Below are 21,763 nucleotides of genomic sequence, written 5' to 3' on the forward strand. Positions count from 1 at the left end.
TGAAAAATTAAAAACTCTAGGAACGCGTGAGCGCCCGTTCGCGGATCGCGTCGAAATCGGCAGGCACCGGGTGCAACGCCAGGCGCGGGCCCGCCTTGGCGATCTGGCTGGGAATGTCGTGGCCGATGAGCGCAGGCAACTGCTGCGCCGCTGCCACGAGTTGGTCCAAGTCCACCCCGGTGTCGTACCCCATCAACGCCAGCGCGTGCACGATTTCTTCGCTGCACACATTGCCGCTGGCACCCGGTGCATAAGGGCAGCCGCCCAGGCCGCCCAGCGAGGCATCGAACCGGTCTGCGCCTGCGTCGATAGACGCCAGCACATTGGCCAGGCCCATGCCGCGTGTGTTGTGGAAATGCAGGGTGAACTCCACACCCGGCCAGCGCGCGCGGGCCGCTGCCGTGAGCTGGTGCACCTGCGTGGGGTAGGCCATGCCGGTGGTGTCGCACAGCGTGATGCCGCGCACGCCCCGGTCCACAAAGCGTTGCACCCAGCCAAATACATCGGCCTCGGGCACATCGCCCTCCATGGGGCAGCCAAACACACACGACAGAGATACGTTGACTGACACCTGGGCACTCTGCGCCATGGCCACCACCTGCACCAGCGCCGCAAACGACTGCTCCTGCGTCATGCGCAGGTTGGCCAGATTGTGGGTGGCGCTGACCGACATGACGAGGTTCAGCTCATCCGTGCGCGATTCGATGGCGCGCTCTGCCCCGCGTTGGTTGGGCACCAGCGCGGTGTAGACGGTGCCGGGGCGGCGGGTGATCTCGCGCATCACCACTTCGGCGTCTTTCAGCGCCGGGATGGCCGTGGGCGAGGTGAACGAGGTCACCTCGATCTTCGACAAGCCCGCTGCTGACAGCGCATTGCACATTGCAATTTTGTCGGCCGTGGGCACAAAGGCCTTTTCCATCTGCAGGCCGTCACGCAGCCCGACTTCCTGCATGTGGATGCGCCGGTTCGCACCCTGCCACACGGTGTGGGACGTACTCATTGGATCACCCCCTTGCTGCGCAGCAGCGCAATCTGTTCTGTCGTCAACCCAGCCTCGGCCAGCACGGCATCCGTGTCATCCCCCAGGTGCGGCGCACTGCTGCGGATGGTCCCCGGCGTGGCCGATAGTTTGGGCACGATGCCCGGCACTTCCACGCTGTAGCCATCGCGCGTCTGCTGGGTCAGCAGCATGTCGCGGGCGCGGTAATGCGGGTCTTCGGCAATGTCCTTGGCGGTGTAGACCTTGCCTGCGGGCACGCGGGCGGTGCCCAGTGCGTCCAGCACCTGCTGCACGGTGCGCTGCGCGCTCCACTTGCCGATGGCGGCGTCGATTTCTTCGACGCGCGCTACGCGGCCTGCGTTGTCGCCCAGGTCGGGGGCGGCCCCCAGGTCGGCACGGCCAATCGCGTCCATCAGGCGCTTGAAGATGCTGTCGCCATTGCCCGCCACCAGCACCCAGCCGTCGGTGCACGGGTAGGCGTTGCTGGGCGCAATGCCCGGCAGCGCGCTGCCCGCGGCCTCGCGCACCGCACCAAACGCGCTGTATTCAGGGATCAGGCTCTCCATCACGTTGAACACCGCCTCGTGCAGCGCCACGTCAATCACCTGGCCTTTGCCGCCGTTGACCTTGCGGTGGTACAGCGCCGTGAGCACGCCGATGGTGCCGTGGAGCGCCGCCAGCGTGTCGCCAATCGACACGCCCACGCGCACTGGCACGCGGCCGGGTTCGCCCGTCAGGTGGCGCAGGCCGCCCATGGCCTCGCCAATGGCGCCAAAACCCGGAAGATCGCGGTAGGGGCCCGTCTGGCCGTAGCCTGAGATGCGCAGCATGACCAGGCCGGGGTTGATCGCGTGCAGCTCGTCGGGCGACATGCCCCAGCCCTCGAGCGTGCCGGGGCGGAAGTTCTCGACCAGCACGTCCGCCTCGGCAATCAGTTGGCGGGCGATGGCTTGGCCTTCTTTCTGGCGCAGGTCCAGCGCCACCGAGCGCTTGTTGCGCGACTGCACCTGCCACCAGACGGAAGTGCCTTCCTTGATCAGGCGCCAGTTGCGCAGCGGGTCGCCGGTCTCCGGTGCCTCGATCTTGATCACGTCGGCGCCAAACTCGCCCAGTGTCTTGCCGCAGAAGGGCCCGGCGATGAGCTGGCCCATTTCGATGACGCGCACACCGTGCAGCGCGGCGGGGGAGGCGATGGAATCCATGGAAATGTGTGTCTCCTGCGGGGTCTGATACCAAGTGGCCCAATGCGCCCCAACCCGGTCACGCGGAGCCTGTCGAAGCGCGGCGCAGGGCTTCGACAAGCTCAGCCTGAACGGTATGGGGGTGATTCATATCCCATGAACCCTTGGCTTGTTGGCGCGAATGATGCGCACAGTCGCCTCGCCTGCAAAACGCTCATGCAACAGGTCGCCATCGCAAACCGGCATGGCGAAGACTTGGCCTTGCGCTGCCTTACCATCCACCCTCCATGAAACTCGACCCCGTCTCCCTGCGCCTGTTTGTGGCTGTGATGGAAGAAAACACCATCGCCGCCGCCGCCGCGCGCGAGCACCTGGCGGCATCGGCGGTGAGCCGCCGGTTGGCCGACCTGGAATCGGCCTTGCGCGTCGACCTTTTCACGCGCAGCAACAAGGGCACCGAGCCCACTGCCGCCGCCTTTGCGCTGCTGAACCTGGCGCGGGGCGTGCTCAACGACCTCGATGGCATCGCCACGCAAATGCGCGAATACGGCACCGGCGTGCGCGGCCATGTGCGGGTGGTGGCCAACATTTCGGCCATCACGCAGTTTTTGCCCGCCGAGCTGCAAAGTTTTTTGGCGCGACACCCGCAGGTGGATGTGCGACTGCAGGAGCAGATCAGCAGCGCGATAGCCCATTCCGTGGCCGAGAACGCAGCCGACATCGGCATCCTGAACGAAGGCACTTACGGCGAACGCGTGACGCTGCTCCCGTACCGCAGCGATGAACTGGTGCTGGTGGTGCCCACCGGCCACGCGCTGGCACGGCGCAAGTCCGTGCGGCTGGAAGACGCCCTGCCTTTCGATTTTGTCGGCGCGCACCCCAACAGCGCCATCAACAACCAGCTGACGCGCGCCGCCGCCGAGGCGGGCCTGCCGCTGCGCTTGCGCATGCAGGTCACCAGCTACGACGCGCTGTGCCTGATGGTGAACGCGGGCCTGGGCGTGGGGGTGATGCCGCGTGGCAGTGCTGCGCTGTACCAGGGCACGCTGGCCATCCGCACCGTCACACTGAACGAACCCTGGGCGCAGCGGCGACTGGCGCTGTGTGTGCGGTCTGAAGAATCGCTCTCCAGCGTTGCCCGGCTGTTGGTGGAGCATTTGCGCGCACGATGAAACGCCCCCCTGAGGCCCTGCGGGCCTTCCCCCCGCTCTCGCATTGCTGCGCAATGCGGGCAGGGGGACTGAGCCAGCGCACGCAAGCGAAGCGCCGTCTCAACGGCGGGGCGGCCCTTGCGCGGCTACCCCTATCCTGGCGGCGCCCGTTTCAGACGCATGTGGTGTGGTGCGCAGCAATATTGGACAACTGACATGACTCTACCCTGCACTCCACCCCTCCAGTGGGATGTGTTCTGCCGCGTGATCGACAACTTTGGCGACATCGGCGTGTGCTGGCGACTGGTGGCGCAGCTGGCTGGCCAGGGGCACCGCGTGCGTTTGTGGGTGGACGACGCCTCGGCCCTGGCATGGATGGCGCCCGAAGGCTGCCCCGGCGTGGAGTTGCGCGCCTGGGGCTCGCCACCCCCCGGCCCGGGCGAGCCCGCACCGGATGTGATGGTGGAAGCGTTTGGTTGCGAAATTGCTCCTGAATTTATAGCTTACAGCGCTTATCCATCAGGCGCTAGAGGCCAAAAACACCAAAAAACAGGCACCCAACCTCTCTGGATCAATCTCGAATACCTGTCGGCAGAACGCTATGTCGAGCGCAACCATCGCCTGCCCTCCCTGCTCATGTCCGGCCCGGCGACAGGCTGGACGCGCTGGTTCTTCTACCCCGGCTTCACCCCCGCCACAGGCGGTCTGCTGCGCGAGCCGGACCTGATGGCGCGGCGTGAACTGTTTGATCGCACCGCCTGGCGCACCACACACGCGGCGGCGTTCGGGCTGGGTGAAGTCGGGCCTGGCCAACGCTGGGTGTCACTGTTTTGCTACGAGCCCGCCGCACTGCCCGACCTGCTGCAGCAAAGCCAGGCACGACCCACGCAGCTCCTGGTCACGCCGGGCCGCCCCGCGGCTGCCGTGCGGTCAGCCCTGGCAGAAAATACAAGCCAAAATGGCCTCCAGCGCTTATCCAACAAGCGCCACCAGCTATCAATTTCATATTTACCCCACCGCCCACAAGCCGCGTTTGACGAGATGCTGTGGGCCTGCGACTTCAACGCCGTGCGGGGCGAAGACTCGCTGGTGCGGGCGCTGTGGGCCGGGCAGGCGCTGGTCTGGCACATCTACCCGCAAGACGACAACGCCCACCATGCCAAGCTGCTGGCATTTTTGGACTGGCTGGACGCGCCCGCCACCCTGCGCGCGTTTCATGCCACCTGGAACGGACTGGACAGCGCACCCCTGCAGTGGCCTGACGACACAACGCTGGCCGAATGGACGGCCTGCATTCAGGCGGCGCGCGCACGCCTTTTGATGCAAGACGATCTCGTCGCACAACTTTTGGGCTTTGTCGCCGAAAAACGGTAAAATCCGAGGCTTTGCGCAAAACAGGTGCGGCACACCGGTGTCCAGCACCCGCGCAGTCCCGCCGCGGAACATGCATAGGCAAGGCGAGCCTTCTGCCCTCAGAAGACCACGAGCCCACGCGTTGAGCGGCCCCAACCCAAGCAACATGCTATGAAAATCGCTCAAGAAATTCGCGCCGGCAACGTCATCATGCACGGCAAGGACCCCATGGTTGTCCTCAAGACCGAATACGCCCGCGGCGGCCGCGGTGCAGCCACCGTGCGCATGAAGCTCAAGAGCCTGATCGGCAACTTCGGCACCGAAAACGTGTTCAAGGCCGACGACAAGATCGACAACGTGATCCTGGACAAGAAGGAGTGCACCTACTCCTACTTCGCTGACCCCATGTATGTCTGCATGGACACCGAATACAACCAGTACGAAGTCGAAGCCGAAAACATGGGCGACGCACTGAACTACCTGGAAGACGGCATGACGCTGGAAGTGGTGTTCTACGACGGCAAGGCCATCTCGGTCGAACTGCCCACCAGCGTGGACCGCGAAATCACCTGGACTGAGCCAGCCGTCAAGGGCGACACGTCCGGCAAGGTGCTTAAACCCGCCAAGATCGCCACCGGCTTTGAAGTGCCCGTGCCATTGTTCGTGTCGCAAGGCGACAAGATCGAAATCGACACCCGCACCGGCGAATACCGCAAGCGCGTGTAATCCACACGTTGGCGAGTTGCCATCCGCAAAAAAGGCTTCCCTCGGGAAGCCTTTTTTGTTGGCGCGCGGGCCGTGTGTACAACGGCTATGTGCGTTGCACGCGCTTGCGATAGTCACCCACGTTATTGCCGCGAATCTGCGTCTCCTGCGTGCCACGGATTTCGTTGACTTTCGCGTCCTCGCCAACACCCGTGACCGGCTGCGCCTTGACCTCGGTCTCGCTCTCGAAATGGTGCGATTTGTCGGTATTGCGGTAGTAGCGGTACAACATCCAGTACAGCCCCGCAGCGCTCGCCGGGCCCAGGGCCAGCAGAAAAAGAATGCCGTCGCTGTCCATGGTCATCTCCCCACCAACCAGAGTGCCACGCCTTCGACCAACGTGCCCACGGTGAGCGCGGCGGTGATGAGCTTCCACTGCTGCACCGGCACGCTGCCCATGGTCTCGCCGGTACGGCCGTTCACTGCGATGTAGTGCAACATCCCTTTGCTACCACTGCCCGGCTCCTGGTACGAATACAGCCACACCGGCAGATACATCGCCACCCAGCGCGTGCCCTGCACGTCGATGCTTTCCTGCTCCCAGCGCACGCCACGGCCGTACTGGCGCACCGACGATTGCACCTGCGCGCGCGCAATGGAGAGCAGTTGGTCTTCCAGTTGCGGGTTCAGGTGCGCAACGTCGCGATCGCGTTTTTCCGAGGTGTAGCCCGCCAGGTACGAGGCGTTCCACGTCACCGCGTTTTTGGTGTCAAAGGGCAGGATGGTGTTTACGATGTTGTTGGTGTTGGCCTTCGTGTCCAGGTTGCCACGCTGGGCGCTCGACTCCATCGTCAGGTCGTCCACCGTGAAGTCCACATGCCGCTGCAATTGGTACACGTCGGCATCGAAGTAAGTCTTCTGGTCTTTGCCCTCGCCACGTGTGTAGCGGCGCGTTTCCACCTCGCCAAACCCGGCGACCTGAGCACTGGCTTTAGCATCCACCACCATGTAGGGAAGGTACACGCCGAGCACGTTTTCAGGGGAAAACTCTTCCTTGAAGGCCTTGAGCGCAAACATCTGGCGCTTGCCCACAAACTGGCGGATGCGCGCCACCGCGTCGTCTTTCTTGATGTGGAAAGGTAAAACGGCATCGGGCACAGCGCCGTTGTCGATCTGCTCGTTGGCGCCCAGCACGTGGCGGCACCAATGACAGCGCGCCGTCATCGCGTTTTCGGTGTTGATCACCACTTCTGCGCCGCAGCCGCCGCACTTGAAGGTGCGCAGGCTGGAAACATCGGCCTGGATGGTCTTGGCCCCGGAGGCGATCACCGTTCCACGCAGATCGTCGATGCCCTCGCCCAGACCGAATTCGTCCTCTACCCGCGTACCCACCCACTCATGGCGGCAGAACAGGCAGATCAGCTTGTCGGAGCCCGCACGGTGCCGGACCTCGGTGGAGCCGCACTTTGGGCAGCGGTTGACGCCATCGCGCAGTTCGGTGGCCGAGGTGTCGATGGCGGTGGGGTCAGGGGCCTGCAATTCGTCGCGAATCGATGCAGGCAGCGTTGCCGGGTCGACCGGGAACTGCCCTGGCGCGGGCGGCACGTCCCGCGGCGACCCCGGCCCGGTGGGCATCACAGGCTGCGTCATGTGGTGAAACCTACAGGCCCAGCGCCTTGGCCTTCACGGCGTCGTAATCGGCCTGGGTGATCAGGCCCGCATCAAGCATCTGTTTGGCTTTGGTCAGCCGGGCGATCGGGTCGTCGGCTGGCGCAGGGGCCGGTGCAGCGGGCACGGGCACCGCGGGCGCCACGGGCTGCTGCAGCCCGCTGATGCCTGCCACGCCCGCTGCCATGCCCATGCCAAAGATGCCGTTGGCGCCGCTGTTTTCGCCCGCAGACTGCATGCCCGCTGCGACGGAGGCCTGCAGATTGGAATTGCCGCGCGCGCCCAGCAGCGCATCCGCGCGCTGCACGGTCTTGAGCAGCTCTTTGGTCTGGGCGTCGTACTCGATCGAGATGATGGCGGTTTTGACGATAGCCAGGCCGCGGTCGGATTTCCACTGGTAGGCGCTCTCCACCGCGTCCGACAGGCTCTTGGCAAAACCGACCGAGTCCTGCTGGATCTTGGTGATGCGGTTGCCCTTTTCGGGGTCGTTGGTGTACAGGCTGAACGCCGGAGCGAGCGACCCCACTACCTCGTTGAAAAGCTGGCTGGCCGCTGCATTGTCGAGATCGGTGAAATCAAACACCTGGCCCGCTTGCAAGTACTTGGCCGGCACAAAGCTCTTGACGAAGAGGATCGGGTCGACAATTTTCAGCGTGTAACTGCCGCGTGTGATGGCGCCGACCTGGGCATTGAGGTAGCGGTCATCCCAGTAGATGTCGGACTGCGTGCCGAAACGGTTGTCGGGCAGTTCCTTGAGCGAAACGAAGAACGCGGACTGTTGCGAGCCGGGCTGGCCGCCAAACTTGAAGCGCTCCCAGCTCTGCTTCACCATCGATTCGACAAAACCGCCGCCGGTGAAGATCGACTTTGACTGCAGATCGTTGGAATTCCACTCGTAGCCGCCGGGCTCGGCGGCAAAGCCGGTAATGGCGCCATCCTGGAACAGCAGCAGGCCGTAGCCCTCGGGCACAACGATCTTGGAGCCATTGGTGATGATGTTCGAAGACCCCTTGGTGTTCGAACCCCGCCCGGCGTTTGTGCCACGCGGTACCGCGGCGAACAACGCCGCCGTGGCAGGCAGGCCCTCGGGCACGGTGTAGAAATCCTTCCACTGATCGGCGAGCATCCCGCCAATCGAACCAACAGCCGCCTGGATGAGACCCATGATGTATTCCTCGTATGTGTCGCCCGGATGGGGTACGCCGCCAAAAGCATATACGAATTCGCCGGGGAATCGCCCTGCGATATCGCGGTCTCAGCTATCAATATAAGAGCTTGTAGCGCTTGTCATTCATGGTTTTCAATATCAAATCACATTGAAACCGAATAAATTCAAGCGCTGGTAGCTCCTATTTTTGACAAAACTCACACTGGCAGCGCCACCAGATCGTGCCCACGCACACCCACAATGCGGGCCTTGGTGAACTCGCCCACCTTCATGGTCTTGCTGATTTTTTCGGGCGGCAGCAGCTGCACGGTGCCGTCGATTTCGGGCGCATCGGCATAGGTGCGGCCCACGCCACCCTTGCGGCCCAGGCCGGGGGCTGAGTCGACCAGCACCTGCATGGTGGCGCCGACACGGCGCTGCAGCTTGGCAATCGACACCTCTTCGGCCACGGCCATGAAGCGGGCACGGCGCTCTTCGCGCACTTCCATCGGCAGCATGCCGGGCAGCTCGTTGGCAGCGGCGCCGGTCACGTCGCTGTAGGCAAAGCAGCCCGCTCGGTCGATCTGCGCTTCGCGCACAAAGTCGAGCAAGTGCGCAAACTCTTCTTCCGTCTCGCCGGGGAAGCCTGCAATGAAAGTGCTGCGGATCACGATCTCGGGGCATGCCTCGCGCCAGCGCTGGATGCGCTCCAGGTTGCGCTCGCCACTGGCGGGGCGCTTCATGCGCTTGAGGACATCGGGGTGGCTGTGCTGGAAGGGCACGTCGAGGTAAGGCAGCACACGGCCGGTGGCCATGAGCGGGATGACCTCGTCTACGCTGGGGTACGGGTACACGTAGTGAAGGCGCACCCAGGCACCATAGGGTTCGGCAATTTCGCCCAAGGTTTGCACCAGTTCCAGCATGCGGGTCTTGACGGGTTTGCCGTCCCAAAAGCCGGTGCGGTATTTCACGTCCACGCCGTAGGCGGACGTGTCCTGGCTGATGACCAGCAGTTCTTTGACGCCGCCAGCGAACAAGGCCTTGGCCTCGCTCAGCACGTCGCCGATGGGGCGCGACACCAAATCGCCGCGCATCGAGGGAATGATGCAGAAGGTGCAGCGGTGGTTGCAGCCCTCGCTGATCTTGAGGTACGCGTAGTGCTTGGGTGTGAGCTTGATGCCTGCAATGCCGAAGCTGCCGGGCACCAGGTCAATGAACGGGTCGTGTGGCTTGGGCAAATTGAGGTGGACGGCGTCCATCACCTCTTGCGTGGCGTGGGGGCCGGTCACAGCCAGTACGCTGGGGTGCATCTTGCGCACCATGTTGCCGCCATCGTCGCCGGTGCGGGCGCCCAGGCAGCCAGTGACGATGACCTTGCCGTTTTCGGCCAACGCCTCGCCGATGGTGTCCAGGCTTTCCTTGACCGCATCGTCGATGAAGCCGCAGGTGTTGACGATGACCAGGTCCGCGCCCTGGAAGGTCTTGGAGGTTTCGTAACCCTCGGCGCTCAGTTGCGTGAGGATCAGTTCGGAATCAGTCAGGGCCTTGGGGCAGCCCAGGCTGACAAATCCGACTTTGGGTGTTTTTGTGGGGGACAGTGCTTCGCTCATATCCCCGTATTGTCCCAGTTCCGGGGTTGAACGGGTGGTATTGCCGATTCGCAGCAAAGTTTGCGCGCCCCAGGGCCCGTGAAACTACCGCGATCTAACTATCAGCGGACCCCGTGGAACTGGCTTTGCCAGGCCACTGGGGTCGTCCCCCTTGAAGGGGGAAGGCGCCGCAGGCGACTCAGAGGGTTATCTCTTCAAGCCAAAGGCGCCCAGCATCTGCTCGGTCTGCTTTTGCATCTGCTCCTGCATCTGCGTCAACATGGACTGGGACTGTTCCACGTAATTGCCCATCATGCCCTTGAGCATGGGCGACTGCAGGTTCATGAACTGGGCCCACATCTCGGGCGTCACGCTTTGTGATTGCTCGGCCAGCTTGGCTTGCACGTCCGTAAAGGCCTGCACGTTCTTTTCCAGATAGGCGCCCATGAAGCCCTGCATGGCATGGCCATAGAAACGGATGATGTTGGCCAGCACCGCCTCGGTGAACATCGGCGCGCCACCGGCCTCTTCTTCCAGAATGATCTGCAGCAGGATGCTGCGCGTCAGGTCTTCACCGGTTTTGGCGTCGCGCACCACCACTTGCTGGTTGGCCATGACGAGCTGGCGCACCTCGGCCAGCGTGATGTAAGTGGAGGTGTCTGTGTCGTACAGACGGCGGTTGGGGTACTTCTTGATGACACGTTGCACCGACTTGGGAGCGGCACTTTTCTGTTCGGACACGACGAACTCCTCGGGTTAGACACCCATGTATTGCAGTGCAGCACATTCTAGGGAACGGGCGCCCACGCACCAGCAAAGGAATACCCTGATGAAGTCTGCGCACGTTCTGTCGCGAGTGCGACACCCAGCGCGCAAACCGCCGCCAGCCACCATCAGCACTCCGCATCTGCCCGACATCCTCGTCAAAACCGTGCGGGACAACGTCCGACAGACGCCTTGGCAAGCCGGTGGGATAGTTGCCGCTTGCCCATCTGCCATCTCATCTGCGCCCATGCCCGAAGGTTTTGAACTCTCCCCTGGTTTCGCCACTGCTGTAGCCGCGTTGTTTGCTATCACCCTGGCAGCCATCGCGCATCGCATCATCGCCATCGTGCTGCGCCGGGCGACCGCACCACTTCCGGTGGTGCACACAGTCGTCTTGGCTTGTATCCCCGTCATGCGGGTTTTGCTGCCGCTGATTGCCTTGCAAATGGTGTGGCAGGCCGCTGGCAACGACCTGCTTTACATCGGTGGCATCCGCCATATCAACGGACTGGCCATCATTGCCGGAGCCTGTTGGTTGCTGATTGCAGCCATTGGAGGTCTCGCCAACGGCATCATTGCCCAACACCCCGCAGATGTGGAAGACAACCTGACCGCCCGGCGCATTGCCACCCAGGCGCGTGTGTTGTCGCGCACCGCCATGACGGGGGTGGTGATGGCGGGGTTGGCGCTCATGCTCATGACCTTTCCGGGGGCGCGACAGGTGGGTGCCAGTCTGCTCGCTTCGGCCGGGGTGGTGGGCATCGTGGCAGGTATTGCCGCACGCCCGGTGTTCAGCAACATCATTGCGGGGCTGCAGATTGCGCTCGCGCAGCCGATTCGCATCGACGATGTGCTCATCATCGAAGGCGAGTGGGGCCGTGTGGAAGAGATCACCAGCACCTACGTGGTGCTGCGCATCTGGGATGAGCGGCGCCTCATCATTCCGCTGCAGTGGTTCATTGAACACCCGTTTCAGAACTGGACACGGACCAGCTCGGAAATACTGGGCACGGTGTTCTTGTTTGCCGACTACCGCCTGCCGCTGGACCCACTGCGCGCTGAACTTCAGCGCATTCTGGAGACCGCACCGGAGTGGGACAAGCGTGTCAGCGTGCTGCAACTGACCGACGTGACCGAGCGCACCATCCAGATCCGCGTATTGGTCTCGGCACGCTCGTCGGGCCTCGCTTTTGACCTGCGTTGCCGCGTGCGCGAGGCGCTCGTCACATTCATCCAACGGGAATACCCCGACTGTTTGCCCCAGGTTCGGATGCCTGCTGGCGCGGAAGATCTCAAGACAGCCGCAGGCAACCTGCCAGCGACTCGCGCCATGAACATGCCATGAGCTGGGCGATTGAGAGCGAGGAGGTGGCTCTGGGGACTCTAAAAATCGACAGGAACTCGGGAAGTTGACTGGCACAGAGCAACCAGACTGGTGGGTAAGGTCAAGTCTGAACTGACCGATTCAACTTGAAAGGAACCTACCATGCTGCCAGCCCCCTCGCCCTCCCCGGTGCCACCGTTCCCTCCCGTGGAAACTCCCCCCACCTGGGCTCCCGAGCCTACCAAGGGTGATCCACCACCCCAACCCGGCGTACCGCCGGTGCAAGACCCGCCACCGCACTTTTGATCCTGTTAGCTGCCGCCAGACCCATTCAAACGAGGCTGGGGCGGCGCTGCAAACTGCAGGTTGTATCACTGACAAGAACCGAAAGCGCTTCCCGTCGAAGGGAGCGAAATCGGAGTTTCTCCCTCAGTAACCCATTTTGAAATAGGCCACCGCCAACACGGCGACGACCGCGGCCAGCGCTGCCAGCCAGAAGATTCGAATGTCATACGTTCCGAACTCTGGATCAGCGTCTGCAAACGCATAGGGTGCATCTGAGACGTTTTGCGATGTGTTCATGATGAGTCGCCCTTGCTAAATGGAGCCACGAGGTTATCCACCCGCGTCGTCCAGCTTTGTCAGACAAAGTCCAGAACACGTCTCAGCCAGAAAGCGCATCGGGCGCATGCAGCCTCAGCGGACCATCGATGGCCCATGATTGCGATAGGCAAAGTCCTGCACAACAACAGCAACCGTGCAGAAACAAAAAAGCCCGCTGAATAAGCGGGCTGTTTCGTTTTGCAAGCCCTGGTTTGGCTTGCGGTGTTTGGTAGGCGCGATTGGACTCGAACCAACGACCCCCACCATGTCAAGGTGGTGCTCTAACCAGCTGAGCTACGCGCCTGTCGTTAATCAAGACCACGATTATAGCCATAAAAACCAGGCCATTTGGCAAAGCGCACAACAAAGCGCGGTGCGCAGGCGCATTGCCATTTAACGGCGGCGCGCCGAACGCACCCCCGATACCCCGGCAACGATGGCCAACACCTTGTTCAGGCGGCCTGAATCGGACACCTCGACCGTAAACGTCATCCACGCGGTGCCTTTGACCGACTGGGTTTGGACGCCAATCACATTGGTTTTCTCGCGCGCAAACACTTCGGAGATATCGCGCAGCAGACCCTGGCGGTCTGCCGCCTCTACCGCCACATCCACCGGGTAGACGGCAACCGTCGCCGCGGATTTGGGGGTGCCCCACTCCACATCAATGACGCGCTCAATGCTGCGCGCGGCCATCTCGCGGAAGTTGCTGCAGTCGGCCCGGTGCACGCTGACGCCTTTGCCACGCGTGACAAACCCCCGAATATCGTCCGGCGGCGCAGGTTTGCAGCACTTGGCCAATTGCGTCATGAGCGAGTCGATGCCCACCACCAGCACCCCGCCCTTCGGAGCAGATGTGTTCGTGCGCGTTTTCTTGAGCAGCAGAAAATCGTCGGGCTGAATGACCGGCTCGGGCGGGCGCAGCACGGTTTCGATGTTGCGCAGCGAGAACTCGTCCTTGCCCACCACTTCAAACAGCGCATCGGCCGACTTGAAGCCCAGTTGCACCGCCAAGTCATCAAGTTTGATGGCCGTCTTGCCCTCACGCTGGAGCAGCTTTTCTACCGCCTCGCGACCCCGCCCAACCGTCTCGTGCGTGGCCTGGGCATTGAACCAGGCGCGCACCTTGGCTTTGGCCCGGTTGCTGGTGAGATAGCCCAGATCCGCGTTGAGCCAGTCGCGCGACGGGCGCCCCTCCTTGACGGTGGAGATCTCCACCGTCTGCCCGTTTTGCAACTGCGTATTGAGCGTGACCATGGCGCCATCCACCTTGGCACCCCGGCAACGGTGGCCCAGGCTCGTGTGGACCGCATACGCAAAATCTACGGGGGTGGCTCCCTGGGGCAGCTCCACCACGGCGGCATCGGGCGTCAGCACGTAGATGCGGTCTTCGAACAGGCCCCGGTTGGGCACAGAGCCCGACAGGTCGCGCTCCCACGCCAGCAGCTGGCGCAACACGGCAATCTTGGCGTCATATTCGCCAGTGGCCGACACGCCCGCGTAACCCTTGGCGCCCGCCTCTTTGTAGGCCCAGTGTGCAGCCACGCCATGCTCGGCATGCTCATGCATAGCCTGCGTGCGGATCTGGATCTCGATGGGCTTGCCGTGGTCGTCACGCACGATGGTGTGCAGCGACTGGTAGCCGTTGGGCTTGGGCTTGGCGATGTAGTCGTCAAACTCTTCGACGATGGGCTTGAACTGCTCGTGCACCCAACTCAGGGCTGCATAACAGTCTTTCACCGAAGGCACCACCACGCGCAGCGCGCGGATGTCGAACACCTGATCGAAGTTGAGCGACTTGCCGCGCATCTTTTTGACGATGCTGTAGATGTGCTTGGGCCGCCCTTGCACGCTGGCGCTGATGCTGCGCGCACGCAGATCAGACTCCAGCCGGCCGCGCAGTTGCTCCATGTACACCTCGCGCTCGCCACGCTTCTCGTCGAGCAGGCGGGCCACGTCCTTGTAGGTGTCGGGCTCCAGGAAGCGAAAGGACAGGTCCTCCAGCTCCCACTTCACCTGCCAGATGCCCAGACGGTTGGCCAGCGGCGCAAAAACCTGCAGCGATTCACGCGCCAGACTGGGCGGCACAGGGCGCTTGGTGGACGCGTGAAAGCGCAGTGTCTGTAGGCGCGATGCCAACCGCAGCATCACGACCCGCAAGTCGCGCGAGAACGCAAGCAGCATCTTGCGCACGTTTTCGGTCTGCATGACCGGATCGTCCAGATGCTCGGCGGCGCGGGCCTGCTCCTGCACGCGCATGAGTTTGGTGGTCTCCACCGCCAGCGCCGCAAAATTGGCGCCAAAGGCCTTCGCAATCACGTCCTCGGGTTTGTTGAGGTGAATGCATGCGTGCACCAGGTAGCTGGCAGCCTGCATGGCCTCCGAGCCTCCGATGCTTTTCAAAATCGTGGCCACGGCATCCGCATGGGCCAGCGTGTTTTCGCCGGAGGTCAGCGTTTCGCCTGCCATCAAAGGCTCGGCAAAGGCTCGCGCCCGCGCCAACGCGTTCACCTGCTCTGGCAGCGTGTGCGCAGTGGCAGCAATGAGCTGCGGAAGAGCGTCAGACTGGGGGGCGAAGGACGCCTGGGCGGCGGGGTTTGTCTTCATCCCGCCGCACCCCCTTCCCCGGCCAGTAGAAAGTCCGTGACGGCGGCGACCTGATCGGCCGCCACCAGCGTGGGCGCGTGCCCCACGCCTTCAAATTCGACCACCCGCGCGCGGGGCCCGCGCTGCGCCATGGCCTGTGCGGTCTCAGGCGACAGCAGATCCGACTGCGCCCCCCGCAACAGCAGCGTTTGCGCCGTGATGTGGTCATACAGCTGCCACAGCGCCACTTCTCCGGCTGCCGCAGACTCTTGCGTCATGGCCTTGAACGGCACGGCAATGGCCGGGTCGTAATGCAGGGTCATGCCACCCCCGTCCTTGTCGGGCAGCGGGCGCACCATGGCGCGCGACAGCTCCAGCCACTGCGCTGGTGTGTGTGGCCCAAAGCTCGTGGAAATGGCCCACATGGCGTCGGCCGCCTGCTGCACCGATTCAAAACGCGCCAGCTGCCCCAGGTATTGGCCGATGCGCTGCAGCGCCAGCCACTCAATCACCGGCCCCACGTCGTTCAGCACCAGGCGACGCACCGGCACGGGCAAAGGCAGCCCCGGCTGCCCTGTGACGCCCATGCCAATCAGCCCGCCCATGCTGGTGCCCACCCAATCCAGGGTGGTGATGGGGCCTTGCTGGTGCAATTGCGCCAACAACGCCAGCATGTCGGCCGCGTATTGAGGGATTTGGTAACCCATGGGATCGGCCAGCCAATCGCTTTGGCCGCGCCCGACCACATCAGGGCACACCACGCGCGCATGCTGGCTCAACCCACGCGCCAGGGTGTCGAAATCGCGCCCCTGGCGTGACAGTCCATGTACGCAGACCACAACATGCGGATGCACCGGGTTTCCGGTGGCATTCCACTCCCAATACGCCATGCGGTGCTGTGGGGTTGAAGCCGGGGCATCACCGGCAGGCGAGGACGGGGCCGCGGAACCAGGGCACAGTACGTAGTTCAGCGTAGGTTCATTCATGGGTGCGAAATCCTGGAGCGGCGCTTGATAATGCTTGTGAAAGTCGGCCCGCATCACCAACGCATGCGTGCCGACTTTTCCTTGCGTTGCATCGTAATTCATTCGGAGAGACTCTCATGCTGAAAGGCAAAACTGCCCTCGTCACCGGTTCCACCAGCGGCATTGGTCTTGGCATCGCCAAGGCCCTCGCCCGCCAGGGCGTCAACATTGTGCTCAACGGCTTTGGCGATGTGGACAGCCCCCGTGCCGAGGTGCTGGCGGCGGGTGAATCTGCAGGTGCCCAAGTGGCCTACCACGGCGCCGACATGAGCCGTGTGGCCGACATTGAAGACATGATGAAGTACAGCGCCAGCCAGTTTGGCCGCGTCGACATTCTGGTCAACAACGCCGGCATCCAGCACGTGGCCAATGTTGAAGACTTCCCGGTGGAGCGCTGGGACTCGGTGATTGCCATCAACCTCACCAGCGCCTTCCACACCTCCCGCCTGGCGCTGCCAGCCATGAAGAGCGCCAATTGGGGCCGCATCATCAACGTGGCATCGGTGCATGGCCTCGTGGGCTCGGCGCAAAAGTCTGCGTACGTGGCCGCCAAACACGGCATCGTCGGTCTGACCAAGGTCACAGCCCTGGAGAACGCCACCACGGGTGTCACCTGCAATGCCATCTGCCCCGGTTGGGTGCTGACGCCCCTGGTGCAAAAACAGGTGGACGCCAAAGCTGCAGAGCACGGACTGTCGAACGAAGACGCCAAAAAGCTGTTGCTGGGCGAAAAAGAACCGTCCATGCAGTTCACCACGCCCGAAGAGCTGGGCGAACTTGCCGTGTTCTTCTGCTCCCCTGCCGCCAACAACGTGCGTGGCGTGGCATGGAACATGGACGGCGGCTGGGCAGCGCAGTAAGCCGAGAGCCCCCCGAGTGGCGGCCGCACGCGCTGCTTTCTTCAAAAATGATAGCTGCCAGCGCTTTACAGATAAGCGCTAGCAGCCAATTTAGCTTGAAAATCAGCGCATTTGCACCGACCCTGAAACGTTTACGATGACCTGGGCCTTGCCCGCCTCTACCGGCACGGCAGAATCAGCAAACGAGCCCATCTTGGCCTCGGCCGCCATCATGCGCGGACGCGGGCCGGGCACCATTTCATTACTGTTCACAGCCACTTCGCGCAGGCTGTAGTTGCTGAAGCCAAAACCCTTGGCCAGTTCGGCCGCACGGGATTTGAACTGTTCGATGGCTTCGGTCTGCGCCTCGGTTTCGACCTTGGCACGGGCTTCGCGCGACAGGCCAAACGCCACGTTGCTGATCGCCAGTGTCTGGATCTTGCCGGCTGTGGCGGTGATACGGGCAAAGTCGCGGCCCTCCAGCACCAGTTCGGCACGGCCCTGCCAGCCGTTGATCTTGCCGTCTTTGCCGTAGCGCGGGTACAGGCCAAACGGGCCGGTGCGTACGTCAAGTTGACCAGGCAGCGCGCTGCGCTTGGCTTCGGTCAGCGCTGCATCCAGCGCCTGCTTGAGCTGGGTCTGAACGGTGGCGGCGTCGGCGGCTTCCTTGTTGGTGGACAGGTTGAGCACCAGCAAATCCTGCTGCACTTCCACCGTGCCGGTGGCAGACAACTGCACCACATTGCGGGGCTCGGTCACTGCAGGATTTTGAGCAAAAGTGGCTCCAGCGCACACCAGTAAAGCGTTAGCAGCTATTAATTTAGTAGTGATTTTCATATGAGGTCAGTCCTTGGTATCGGTGCATCATCCGGGTAGGGTCAGTGCGGGGCACCACCTTAACGGCATCCGGTGACCCCAGCGATAAAGCCGCGTTACACGCAACGCGAAGCTGCGCAAAACTTGTAACAGTTGGTCAAACCAGGCCCCAAAAGCCGAACTTCGGCGTTTCAACTGGTCAGAATCGGCTCTGTTACAAATTGGACTTGAGATCAATATGGCCACAACAACCAATCGCACCGACAAAGTTCTGGTGGTGGACGACGATGCGCGAATTCGCGATCTGCTCCGCCGCTACCTCACCCAGGAAGGCTTTGAAGTCATGGTCGCGGAAGACGGCAAGGCACTCAACCGCCTGCTGCTGCGTGAGACGGTGGACATCATCGTGCTGGATCTGATGATGCCGGGCGAGGACGGCCTCTCCATCTGCCGCCGTCTGCGCGCCGCCAATGACCGCACCCCCATCATCATGCTCACCGCCAAGGGCGAGGACGTGGATCGCATCGTGGGCCTGGAAGTGGGCGCCGACGACTATCTGGGCAAACCCTTCAACCCCCGCGAACTGCTGGCCCGCATCCACGCCGTGCTGCGCCGCCGCCCCGCCCAAGAGGCGCCAGGCGCACCGTCGGGCGACAACGAGGTTGTCACGTTTGGCCCCTTCACCTTCGACCTGGGCACCCGCGCCCTGCAGCGCAATGGCGAAGAACTGCCCCTGACCACTGGCGAGTTCGCCATGCTCAAGGCCCTGGTTCGCCACCCGCGCCAGCCTCTGTCGCGTGAAAAACTGGCCTTGCTGGCCCGTGGCCGTGAGTTCGAGCCTTTTGACCGCAGCCTGGACGTGCAGGTGTCACGCCTTCGGAAACTGGTCGAAGTGGACGCCGCCGCACCGCGCTACATCCAGACGGTGTGGGGTGTGGGCTACGTATTTGTTCCGGACGGAACGAGCTGAGCCCTTTCATGCGCAAGACCGACGGCAAGCCGAGATCACCGTTTCGGCAGTCCGTGACCGCCCCCTCCGACGCCACCAGCCCCGCGCCGCTTGAATCGCTTCGCAAAGCGAGGGAACAGCGCGCGCGCGTGGGCTTGAATCTTTTCTGGCGCACGTTTTTTCTGTTGGCGCTGCTGCTGGTCGGCAGCATTCTGGCGTGGCTGCAAACGCTGCGCGCGCTCGAATTTGAACCGCGCACCTTGCACACCGCGCAGCAAATCGCCTCACTGGTCAACCTGAGCCGCGCGGCGCTGGTGCACTCCGATGCCATTGCGCGCGTGTCGCTCATCAAGACCATGGCGGACCAGGAGGGTGTGCGCATCCTCCCGCGCGAACCCAAAGACAAGTTTGCGCTGCTGGACAACACCGCGCTGGGCAACCGCCTGACCGACGAGCTGACCCAGCGCCTGGGGCCAGACACCATCGTGGCGCAGAGCGTGAATGGTGAAAACGGCCTGTGGGTCGGCTTCAACATCAACGGGGACCCTAACTGGCTGCTGATGGACCGCTCGCGCTTCAGCCCCGCCGGGGGCCGCACCTGGCTGATATGGCTGATCACCGCGGCAGCGCTGTCGCTGGCGGGCGCCGCGGCCATTGCGCGGCTGATCAACCGGCCGCTCAAGCAATTGTCATACGCAGCCAACCGCGTCAAGGACGGTGACTTTGCGGCCAGCCACCTGGACGAAGAAGTGGTCACCAGCGAAATCCGCGAGGTGAACATTGGTTTTAACCGCATGGCGCAAAAACTGGCCAAGCTGGAACAAGACCGCGCGGTGATGTTGGCGGGCATCTCGCACGACCTGCGCACGCCGCTGGCCCGGCTGCGGCTGGAGACCGAAATGAGCGTGACCGATGAAGTGGCGCGCGAGCACATGGTGGCCGACATCGTGCAGCTGGATGCCACCATCGACAAGTTTCTGGACTACGCGCGGCCGGACCATGTCACGCTGACACCGGTCAACCTCCTCGCCGTGGTGTCGTCCTGCGTGTATGCCGTGCAAGACCACCGCGAGCTGCAGATCACGATGACGGTGCCCGAAGACTTGAATGTGCTGGCCGACGAAGTGGAACTGGCGCGCGTGATATCCAATCTGCTGGAAAACGCGCGGCGCTACGGCAAGGCGGACGACACCGGAATCACCAATGTCGATATCGTAGCGAAGGGCCGCGAAAACTGGGTGTTGGTCAAGCTGCGCGACCACGGCCCGGGTGTCCCGCCCGAGCAGTTGTCCAGCCTCACCAAGCCCTTCTTTCGCGGCGACACCGCGCGCACGGCAGCCGCGGGCGCCGGACTGGGGCTGTCCATTGTTGACAAGACCGTGCAGCGCATGGGCGGTATTTTTGCGCTGGCCAACTCCAGCACCGGCGGCTTGGTAGCCCACCTGCAATTGCAACGGGCCACGGATCTGCCCGAAGGCGCAGACCCCAAACAGCGCCTGCAGCGTCCGTCCATCAAACGCCAGCTTCCGCGTCGGCGGGCCGAAGACCGGATGGCGTGATCGCTCCGCCCTGCCCCATGAATAAAGCCCTCACTTGGAGGGCTTTGTTTTTGGCGCATCGTATCGGCATCAGAAGGTGGAGGCGGCCAGACCGCAATATCCCTCAGCGCACCATGCAAGGCGCCTTGTTGTTGAACTTCCAGCCCGGAATCAGGTACTGCATGGCAATCGCGTCGTCGCGCGCGCCCAGGCCGTGCTGCAGGTACAGGCGGTGGGCACGCTCGACCTCATCCATGTCCAGCTCCACGCCCAGGCCGGGCTTCTTGGGCAGCTCTATGAAGCCGTCCTTGATCTGGAATGGCTCCTTGGTCAGGCGCTCGCCGTCCTGCCAGATCCAGTGCGTGTCGATCGCCGTGACGCGGCCCGGGGCAGCGGCGCCCACGTGGGTGAACATGGCCAGCGAGACGTCGAAGTGGTTGTTGGAATGCGAGCCCCAGGTCAGGCCGAAGGCCTGGCACATCTGGGCCACGCGCACCGATCCGGCCATGGTCCAGAAGTGCGGGTCGGCCAGGGGGATGTCCACCGACTGCAGGGCCAGGCTGTGGGCCATTTCGCGCCAGTCGGTGGCCACCATGTTGGTAGCGGTGGGCAGGCCTGTGGCGCGGCGGAACTCGGCCATCACCTCGCGGCCGGAGAACACGCCTTCAGCACCGCAGGGGTCTTCGGCATAGGCCATCACGCCGTGCAGGTCGCGCGTGATGCGGATGGCGTCCTTCAGCAGCCAGCCGCCGTTGGGGTCCAGCGTCACGCGCGCCTCCGGGAAGCGCTCGTGCAGCGCGCGGATGGCCTCGACTTCTTCCTCGCCGCGCAGCACGCCGCCCTTGAGCTTGAAGTCGGCAAAGCCGTAGCGCTCGTACGCTGCCTCGGCCAGGCGCACGATGCCATCGGCGGTCATGGCCTTCTCGTTGCGCAGGCGGAACCAGTCGTTGTCGGCACCGGGCTCGGTGCGGTAGGCCAGGTCGGTCTTTTCGCGGTCGCCTACGTAGAACAGGTAGCCCAGCATCTGCACCGCATCGCGCTGCACCCCGTCGCCCAGCAGCGCGGCCACAGGCACGCCAAGGTGCTGGCCCAGCAGGTCGAGGAAGGCTGACTCCACCGCCGTCACGGCGTGGATGGTGATGCGCAGATCGAAGGTCTGCAGGCCACGCCCGCCCGCATCGCGGTCGGCGAACTGGGCGCGCATGGCGTTGAGCACGGCGTTGTGGTGGCCGATGGGCCGGCCCACGATCAGCGGCCGCGCGTCCTCGATGGTCTGGCGGATCTTCTCGCCGCCGGGCACCTCGCCCACCCCGGTGTTGCCCGCGCTGTCGCGCAGGATGATCAGGTTGCGCGTGAAGAAGGGGCCGTGCGCACCGCTCAGGTTCATGAGCATGCTGTCGTGGCCCGCCACGGGCACCACGCGCAGCTCGGTGACGACAGGGGTGCTGATGGCAGAAGGGATGGAAGAGGTGGTCATGGTGGTCTGGAAACGAAGATGGGGCGTGCGAAGGCGCCCCGTGGCAG

At 63.3% G+C, this 21,763-nt stretch carries 20 protein-coding genes and 1 tRNA gene; 8 read left to right on the plus strand and 13 right to left on the minus strand.

From position 1 onward, the window contains the following. Positions 1–16: 16 nt before the first annotated feature. Positions 17–1,000, minus strand: coding sequence for a hydroxymethylglutaryl-CoA lyase (locus ACK41V_RS14190; RefSeq protein WP_409783246.1), 984 nt, complete (start codon positions 998–1,000; stop codon positions 17–19). After that, a complete protein-coding gene (locus tag ACK41V_RS14195; RefSeq protein ID WP_409783247.1) occupies positions 997–2,202 on the minus strand; it encodes a CaiB/BaiF CoA transferase family protein in 1,206 nt (401 codons plus the stop codon). Before ACK41V_RS14195 ends, ACK41V_RS14190 begins: the two co-directional genes overlap by 4 nt. A gap of 266 nt (positions 2,203–2,468) precedes the next feature. Here ACK41V_RS14195 and ACK41V_RS14200 point away from each other — a divergent pair, with 266 nt between their 5' ends. From ACK41V_RS14200 to efp, 3 genes are all read left to right on the plus strand, one after another. Continuing rightward, the gene (locus tag ACK41V_RS14200; protein WP_409783248.1) at positions 2,469–3,353 is read left to right on the plus strand and encodes a LysR family transcriptional regulator; all 885 of its coding nucleotides are present in this window, start codon (positions 2,469–2,471) and stop codon (positions 3,351–3,353) included. A gap of 195 nt (positions 3,354–3,548) precedes the next feature. Continuing rightward, on the plus strand, positions 3,549–4,706 hold the full coding sequence (gene earP / locus ACK41V_RS14205) for an elongation factor P maturation arginine rhamnosyltransferase EarP (protein WP_409783249.1): 1,158 nt from the start codon (positions 3,549–3,551) through the stop codon (positions 4,704–4,706). A 150-nt stretch (positions 4,707–4,856) separates the two neighbouring features. Then, positions 4,857–5,411: an elongation factor P gene (efp, locus tag ACK41V_RS14210; RefSeq protein ID WP_100410906.1), complete on the plus strand. Its 555-nt coding sequence runs from the start codon at positions 4,857–4,859 to the stop codon at positions 5,409–5,411. A gap of 85 nt (positions 5,412–5,496) precedes the next feature. On the opposite strand, the gene ACK41V_RS14215 is transcribed toward efp, so the two are convergent. The 5 genes from ACK41V_RS14215 to phaR all read right to left on the minus strand — a co-directional run bounded on the left by ACK41V_RS14215 (position 5,497) and on the right by phaR (position 10,535). Then, positions 5,497–5,748 carry a hypothetical protein gene (locus ACK41V_RS14215; protein WP_409783250.1) on the minus strand — a complete coding sequence of 84 codons (252 nt, stop codon included), beginning with the start codon at positions 5,746–5,748 and terminating at the stop codon, positions 5,497–5,499. A gap of 2 nt (positions 5,749–5,750) precedes the next feature. Beyond that, the gene (locus ACK41V_RS14220; protein WP_409783251.1) at positions 5,751–7,040 is read right to left on the minus strand and encodes a TFIIB-type zinc ribbon-containing protein; all 1,290 of its coding nucleotides are present in this window, start codon (positions 7,038–7,040) and stop codon (positions 5,751–5,753) included. 10 nt (positions 7,041–7,050) lie between these two features. After that, entirely contained in the window at positions 7,051–8,223 is a 1,173-nt protein-coding gene (locus ACK41V_RS14225; protein ID WP_409783252.1) for an SPFH domain-containing protein, read from the minus strand. Positions 8,224–8,423: 200 nt separating this feature from the next. After that, complete coding sequence (rimO, locus tag ACK41V_RS14230) at positions 8,424–9,815, minus strand: 30S ribosomal protein S12 methylthiotransferase RimO (protein WP_409783253.1); 1,392 nt, start codon at positions 9,813–9,815, stop codon at positions 8,424–8,426. A gap of 186 nt (positions 9,816–10,001) precedes the next feature. Then, positions 10,002–10,535, minus strand: a complete 534-nt coding sequence (gene phaR / locus ACK41V_RS14235; RefSeq protein WP_409783254.1) for a polyhydroxyalkanoate synthesis repressor PhaR — start codon at positions 10,533–10,535, stop codon at positions 10,002–10,004. A 271-nt stretch (positions 10,536–10,806) separates the two neighbouring features. Here phaR and ACK41V_RS14240 point away from each other — a divergent pair, with 271 nt between their 5' ends. Then, complete coding sequence (locus ACK41V_RS14240) at positions 10,807–11,904, plus strand: mechanosensitive ion channel family protein (RefSeq protein WP_409783273.1); 1,098 nt, start codon at positions 10,807–10,809, stop codon at positions 11,902–11,904. Between the two features lie 141 nt (positions 11,905–12,045). Beyond that, positions 12,046–12,189, plus strand: coding sequence for a hypothetical protein (locus ACK41V_RS14245; protein ID WP_409783255.1), 144 nt, complete (start codon positions 12,046–12,048; stop codon positions 12,187–12,189). A gap of 123 nt (positions 12,190–12,312) precedes the next feature. On the opposite strand, the gene ACK41V_RS14250 is transcribed toward ACK41V_RS14245, so the two are convergent. The 4 genes from ACK41V_RS14250 to ACK41V_RS14265 all read right to left on the minus strand — a co-directional run bounded on the left by ACK41V_RS14250 (position 12,313) and on the right by ACK41V_RS14265 (position 16,058). Beyond that, positions 12,313–12,465: a hypothetical protein gene (locus tag ACK41V_RS14250; protein ID WP_409783256.1), complete on the minus strand. Its 153-nt coding sequence runs from the start codon at positions 12,463–12,465 to the stop codon at positions 12,313–12,315. Positions 12,466–12,713: 248 nt separating this feature from the next. After that, a tRNA-Val gene (locus ACK41V_RS14255) sits at positions 12,714–12,790 on the minus strand. An 89-nt stretch (positions 12,791–12,879) separates the two neighbouring features. Beyond that, a complete protein-coding gene (locus ACK41V_RS14260; protein ID WP_409783257.1) occupies positions 12,880–15,093 on the minus strand; it encodes a RelA/SpoT family protein in 2,214 nt (737 codons plus the stop codon). Next, positions 15,090–16,058, minus strand: coding sequence for an alpha/beta fold hydrolase (locus tag ACK41V_RS14265; protein ID WP_409783258.1), 969 nt, complete (start codon positions 16,056–16,058; stop codon positions 15,090–15,092). The genes ACK41V_RS14260 and ACK41V_RS14265 overlap by 4 nt, the downstream gene beginning before the upstream one ends. A gap of 116 nt (positions 16,059–16,174) precedes the next feature. On the opposite strand from ACK41V_RS14265, the gene ACK41V_RS14270 reads away from it, so the two are divergent. Then, positions 16,175–16,957 (plus strand): 3-hydroxybutyrate dehydrogenase, encoded by a 783-nt coding sequence (locus ACK41V_RS14270; protein WP_409783259.1) that lies wholly within the window; start codon positions 16,175–16,177, stop codon positions 16,955–16,957. A gap of 102 nt (positions 16,958–17,059) precedes the next feature. Here the strand turns inward: ACK41V_RS14270 and ACK41V_RS14275 are convergent, their stop codons facing one another. Beyond that, positions 17,060–17,773 carry an SIMPL domain-containing protein gene (locus tag ACK41V_RS14275; RefSeq protein WP_409783260.1) on the minus strand — a complete coding sequence of 238 codons (714 nt, stop codon included), beginning with the start codon at positions 17,771–17,773 and terminating at the stop codon, positions 17,060–17,062. A gap of 217 nt (positions 17,774–17,990) precedes the next feature. Between ACK41V_RS14275 and ompR the strand changes: the two genes are divergently transcribed. Next, on the plus strand, positions 17,991–18,722 hold the full coding sequence (gene ompR / locus ACK41V_RS14280; protein ID WP_010460834.1) for a two-component system response regulator OmpR: 732 nt from the start codon (positions 17,991–17,993) through the stop codon (positions 18,720–18,722). A gap of 8 nt (positions 18,723–18,730) precedes the next feature. Next, complete coding sequence (locus tag ACK41V_RS14285) at positions 18,731–20,260, plus strand: ATP-binding protein (protein WP_409783261.1); 1,530 nt, start codon at positions 18,731–18,733, stop codon at positions 20,258–20,260. A gap of 103 nt (positions 20,261–20,363) precedes the next feature. On the opposite strand, the gene gudD is transcribed toward ACK41V_RS14285, so the two are convergent. Next, positions 20,364–21,716 carry a glucarate dehydratase gene (gene gudD / locus ACK41V_RS14290; RefSeq protein WP_409783262.1) on the minus strand — a complete coding sequence of 451 codons (1,353 nt, stop codon included), beginning with the start codon at positions 21,714–21,716 and terminating at the stop codon, positions 20,364–20,366. Positions 21,717–21,763 lie beyond the last annotated feature (47 nt).

Source organism: Acidovorax sp., assembly GCF_046291265.1.
Lineage (GTDB): Bacteria > Pseudomonadota > Gammaproteobacteria > Burkholderiales > Burkholderiaceae_C > Acidovorax.

Bases quoted from the DNA above. Each gene is read 5' to 3' on its own strand.
- ACK41V_RS14240 (WP_409783273.1), top strand. From the start codon at position 10,807: ATGCCCGAAGGTTTTGAACTCTCCCCTGGTTTCGCCACTGCTGTAGCC.
- ACK41V_RS14250 (WP_409783256.1), bottom strand. From the start codon at position 12,465: ATGAACACATCGCAAAACGTCTCAGATGCACCCTATGCGTTTGCAGAC.
- earP (WP_409783249.1), top strand. From the start codon at position 3,549: ATGACTCTACCCTGCACTCCACCCCTCCAGTGGGATGTGTTCTGCCGC.
- ACK41V_RS14260 (WP_409783257.1), bottom strand. From the start codon at position 15,093: ATGAAGACAAACCCCGCCGCCCAGGCGTCCTTCGCCCCCCAGTCTGAC.
- gudD (WP_409783262.1), bottom strand. From the start codon at position 21,716: ATGACCACCTCTTCCATCCCTTCTGCCATCAGCACCCCTGTCGTCACC.
- ACK41V_RS14285 (WP_409783261.1), top strand. From the start codon at position 18,731: ATGCGCAAGACCGACGGCAAGCCGAGATCACCGTTTCGGCAGTCCGTG.
- ompR (WP_010460834.1), top strand. From the start codon at position 17,991: ATGGCCACAACAACCAATCGCACCGACAAAGTTCTGGTGGTGGACGAC.
- ACK41V_RS14265 (WP_409783258.1), bottom strand. From the start codon at position 16,058: ATGAATGAACCTACGCTGAACTACGTACTGTGCCCTGGTTCCGCGGCC.
- ACK41V_RS14245 (WP_409783255.1), top strand. From the start codon at position 12,046: ATGCTGCCAGCCCCCTCGCCCTCCCCGGTGCCACCGTTCCCTCCCGTG.
- ACK41V_RS14270 (WP_409783259.1), top strand. From the start codon at position 16,175: ATGCTGAAAGGCAAAACTGCCCTCGTCACCGGTTCCACCAGCGGCATT.
- ACK41V_RS14195 (WP_409783247.1), bottom strand. From the start codon at position 2,202: ATGGATTCCATCGCCTCCCCCGCCGCGCTGCACGGTGTGCGCGTCATC.
- efp (WP_100410906.1), top strand. From the start codon at position 4,857: ATGAAAATCGCTCAAGAAATTCGCGCCGGCAACGTCATCATGCACGGC.
- ACK41V_RS14215 (WP_409783250.1), bottom strand. From the start codon at position 5,748: ATGGACAGCGACGGCATTCTTTTTCTGCTGGCCCTGGGCCCGGCGAGC.
- ACK41V_RS14190 (WP_409783246.1), bottom strand. From the start codon at position 1,000: ATGAGTACGTCCCACACCGTGTGGCAGGGTGCGAACCGGCGCATCCAC.
- ACK41V_RS14275 (WP_409783260.1), bottom strand. From the start codon at position 17,773: ATGAAAATCACTACTAAATTAATAGCTGCTAACGCTTTACTGGTGTGC.
- ACK41V_RS14200 (WP_409783248.1), top strand. From the start codon at position 2,469: ATGAAACTCGACCCCGTCTCCCTGCGCCTGTTTGTGGCTGTGATGGAA.
- ACK41V_RS14220 (WP_409783251.1), bottom strand. From the start codon at position 7,040: ATGACGCAGCCTGTGATGCCCACCGGGCCGGGGTCGCCGCGGGACGTG.
- rimO (WP_409783253.1), bottom strand. From the start codon at position 9,815: ATGAGCGAAGCACTGTCCCCCACAAAAACACCCAAAGTCGGATTTGTC.
- ACK41V_RS14225 (WP_409783252.1), bottom strand. From the start codon at position 8,223: ATGGGTCTCATCCAGGCGGCTGTTGGTTCGATTGGCGGGATGCTCGCC.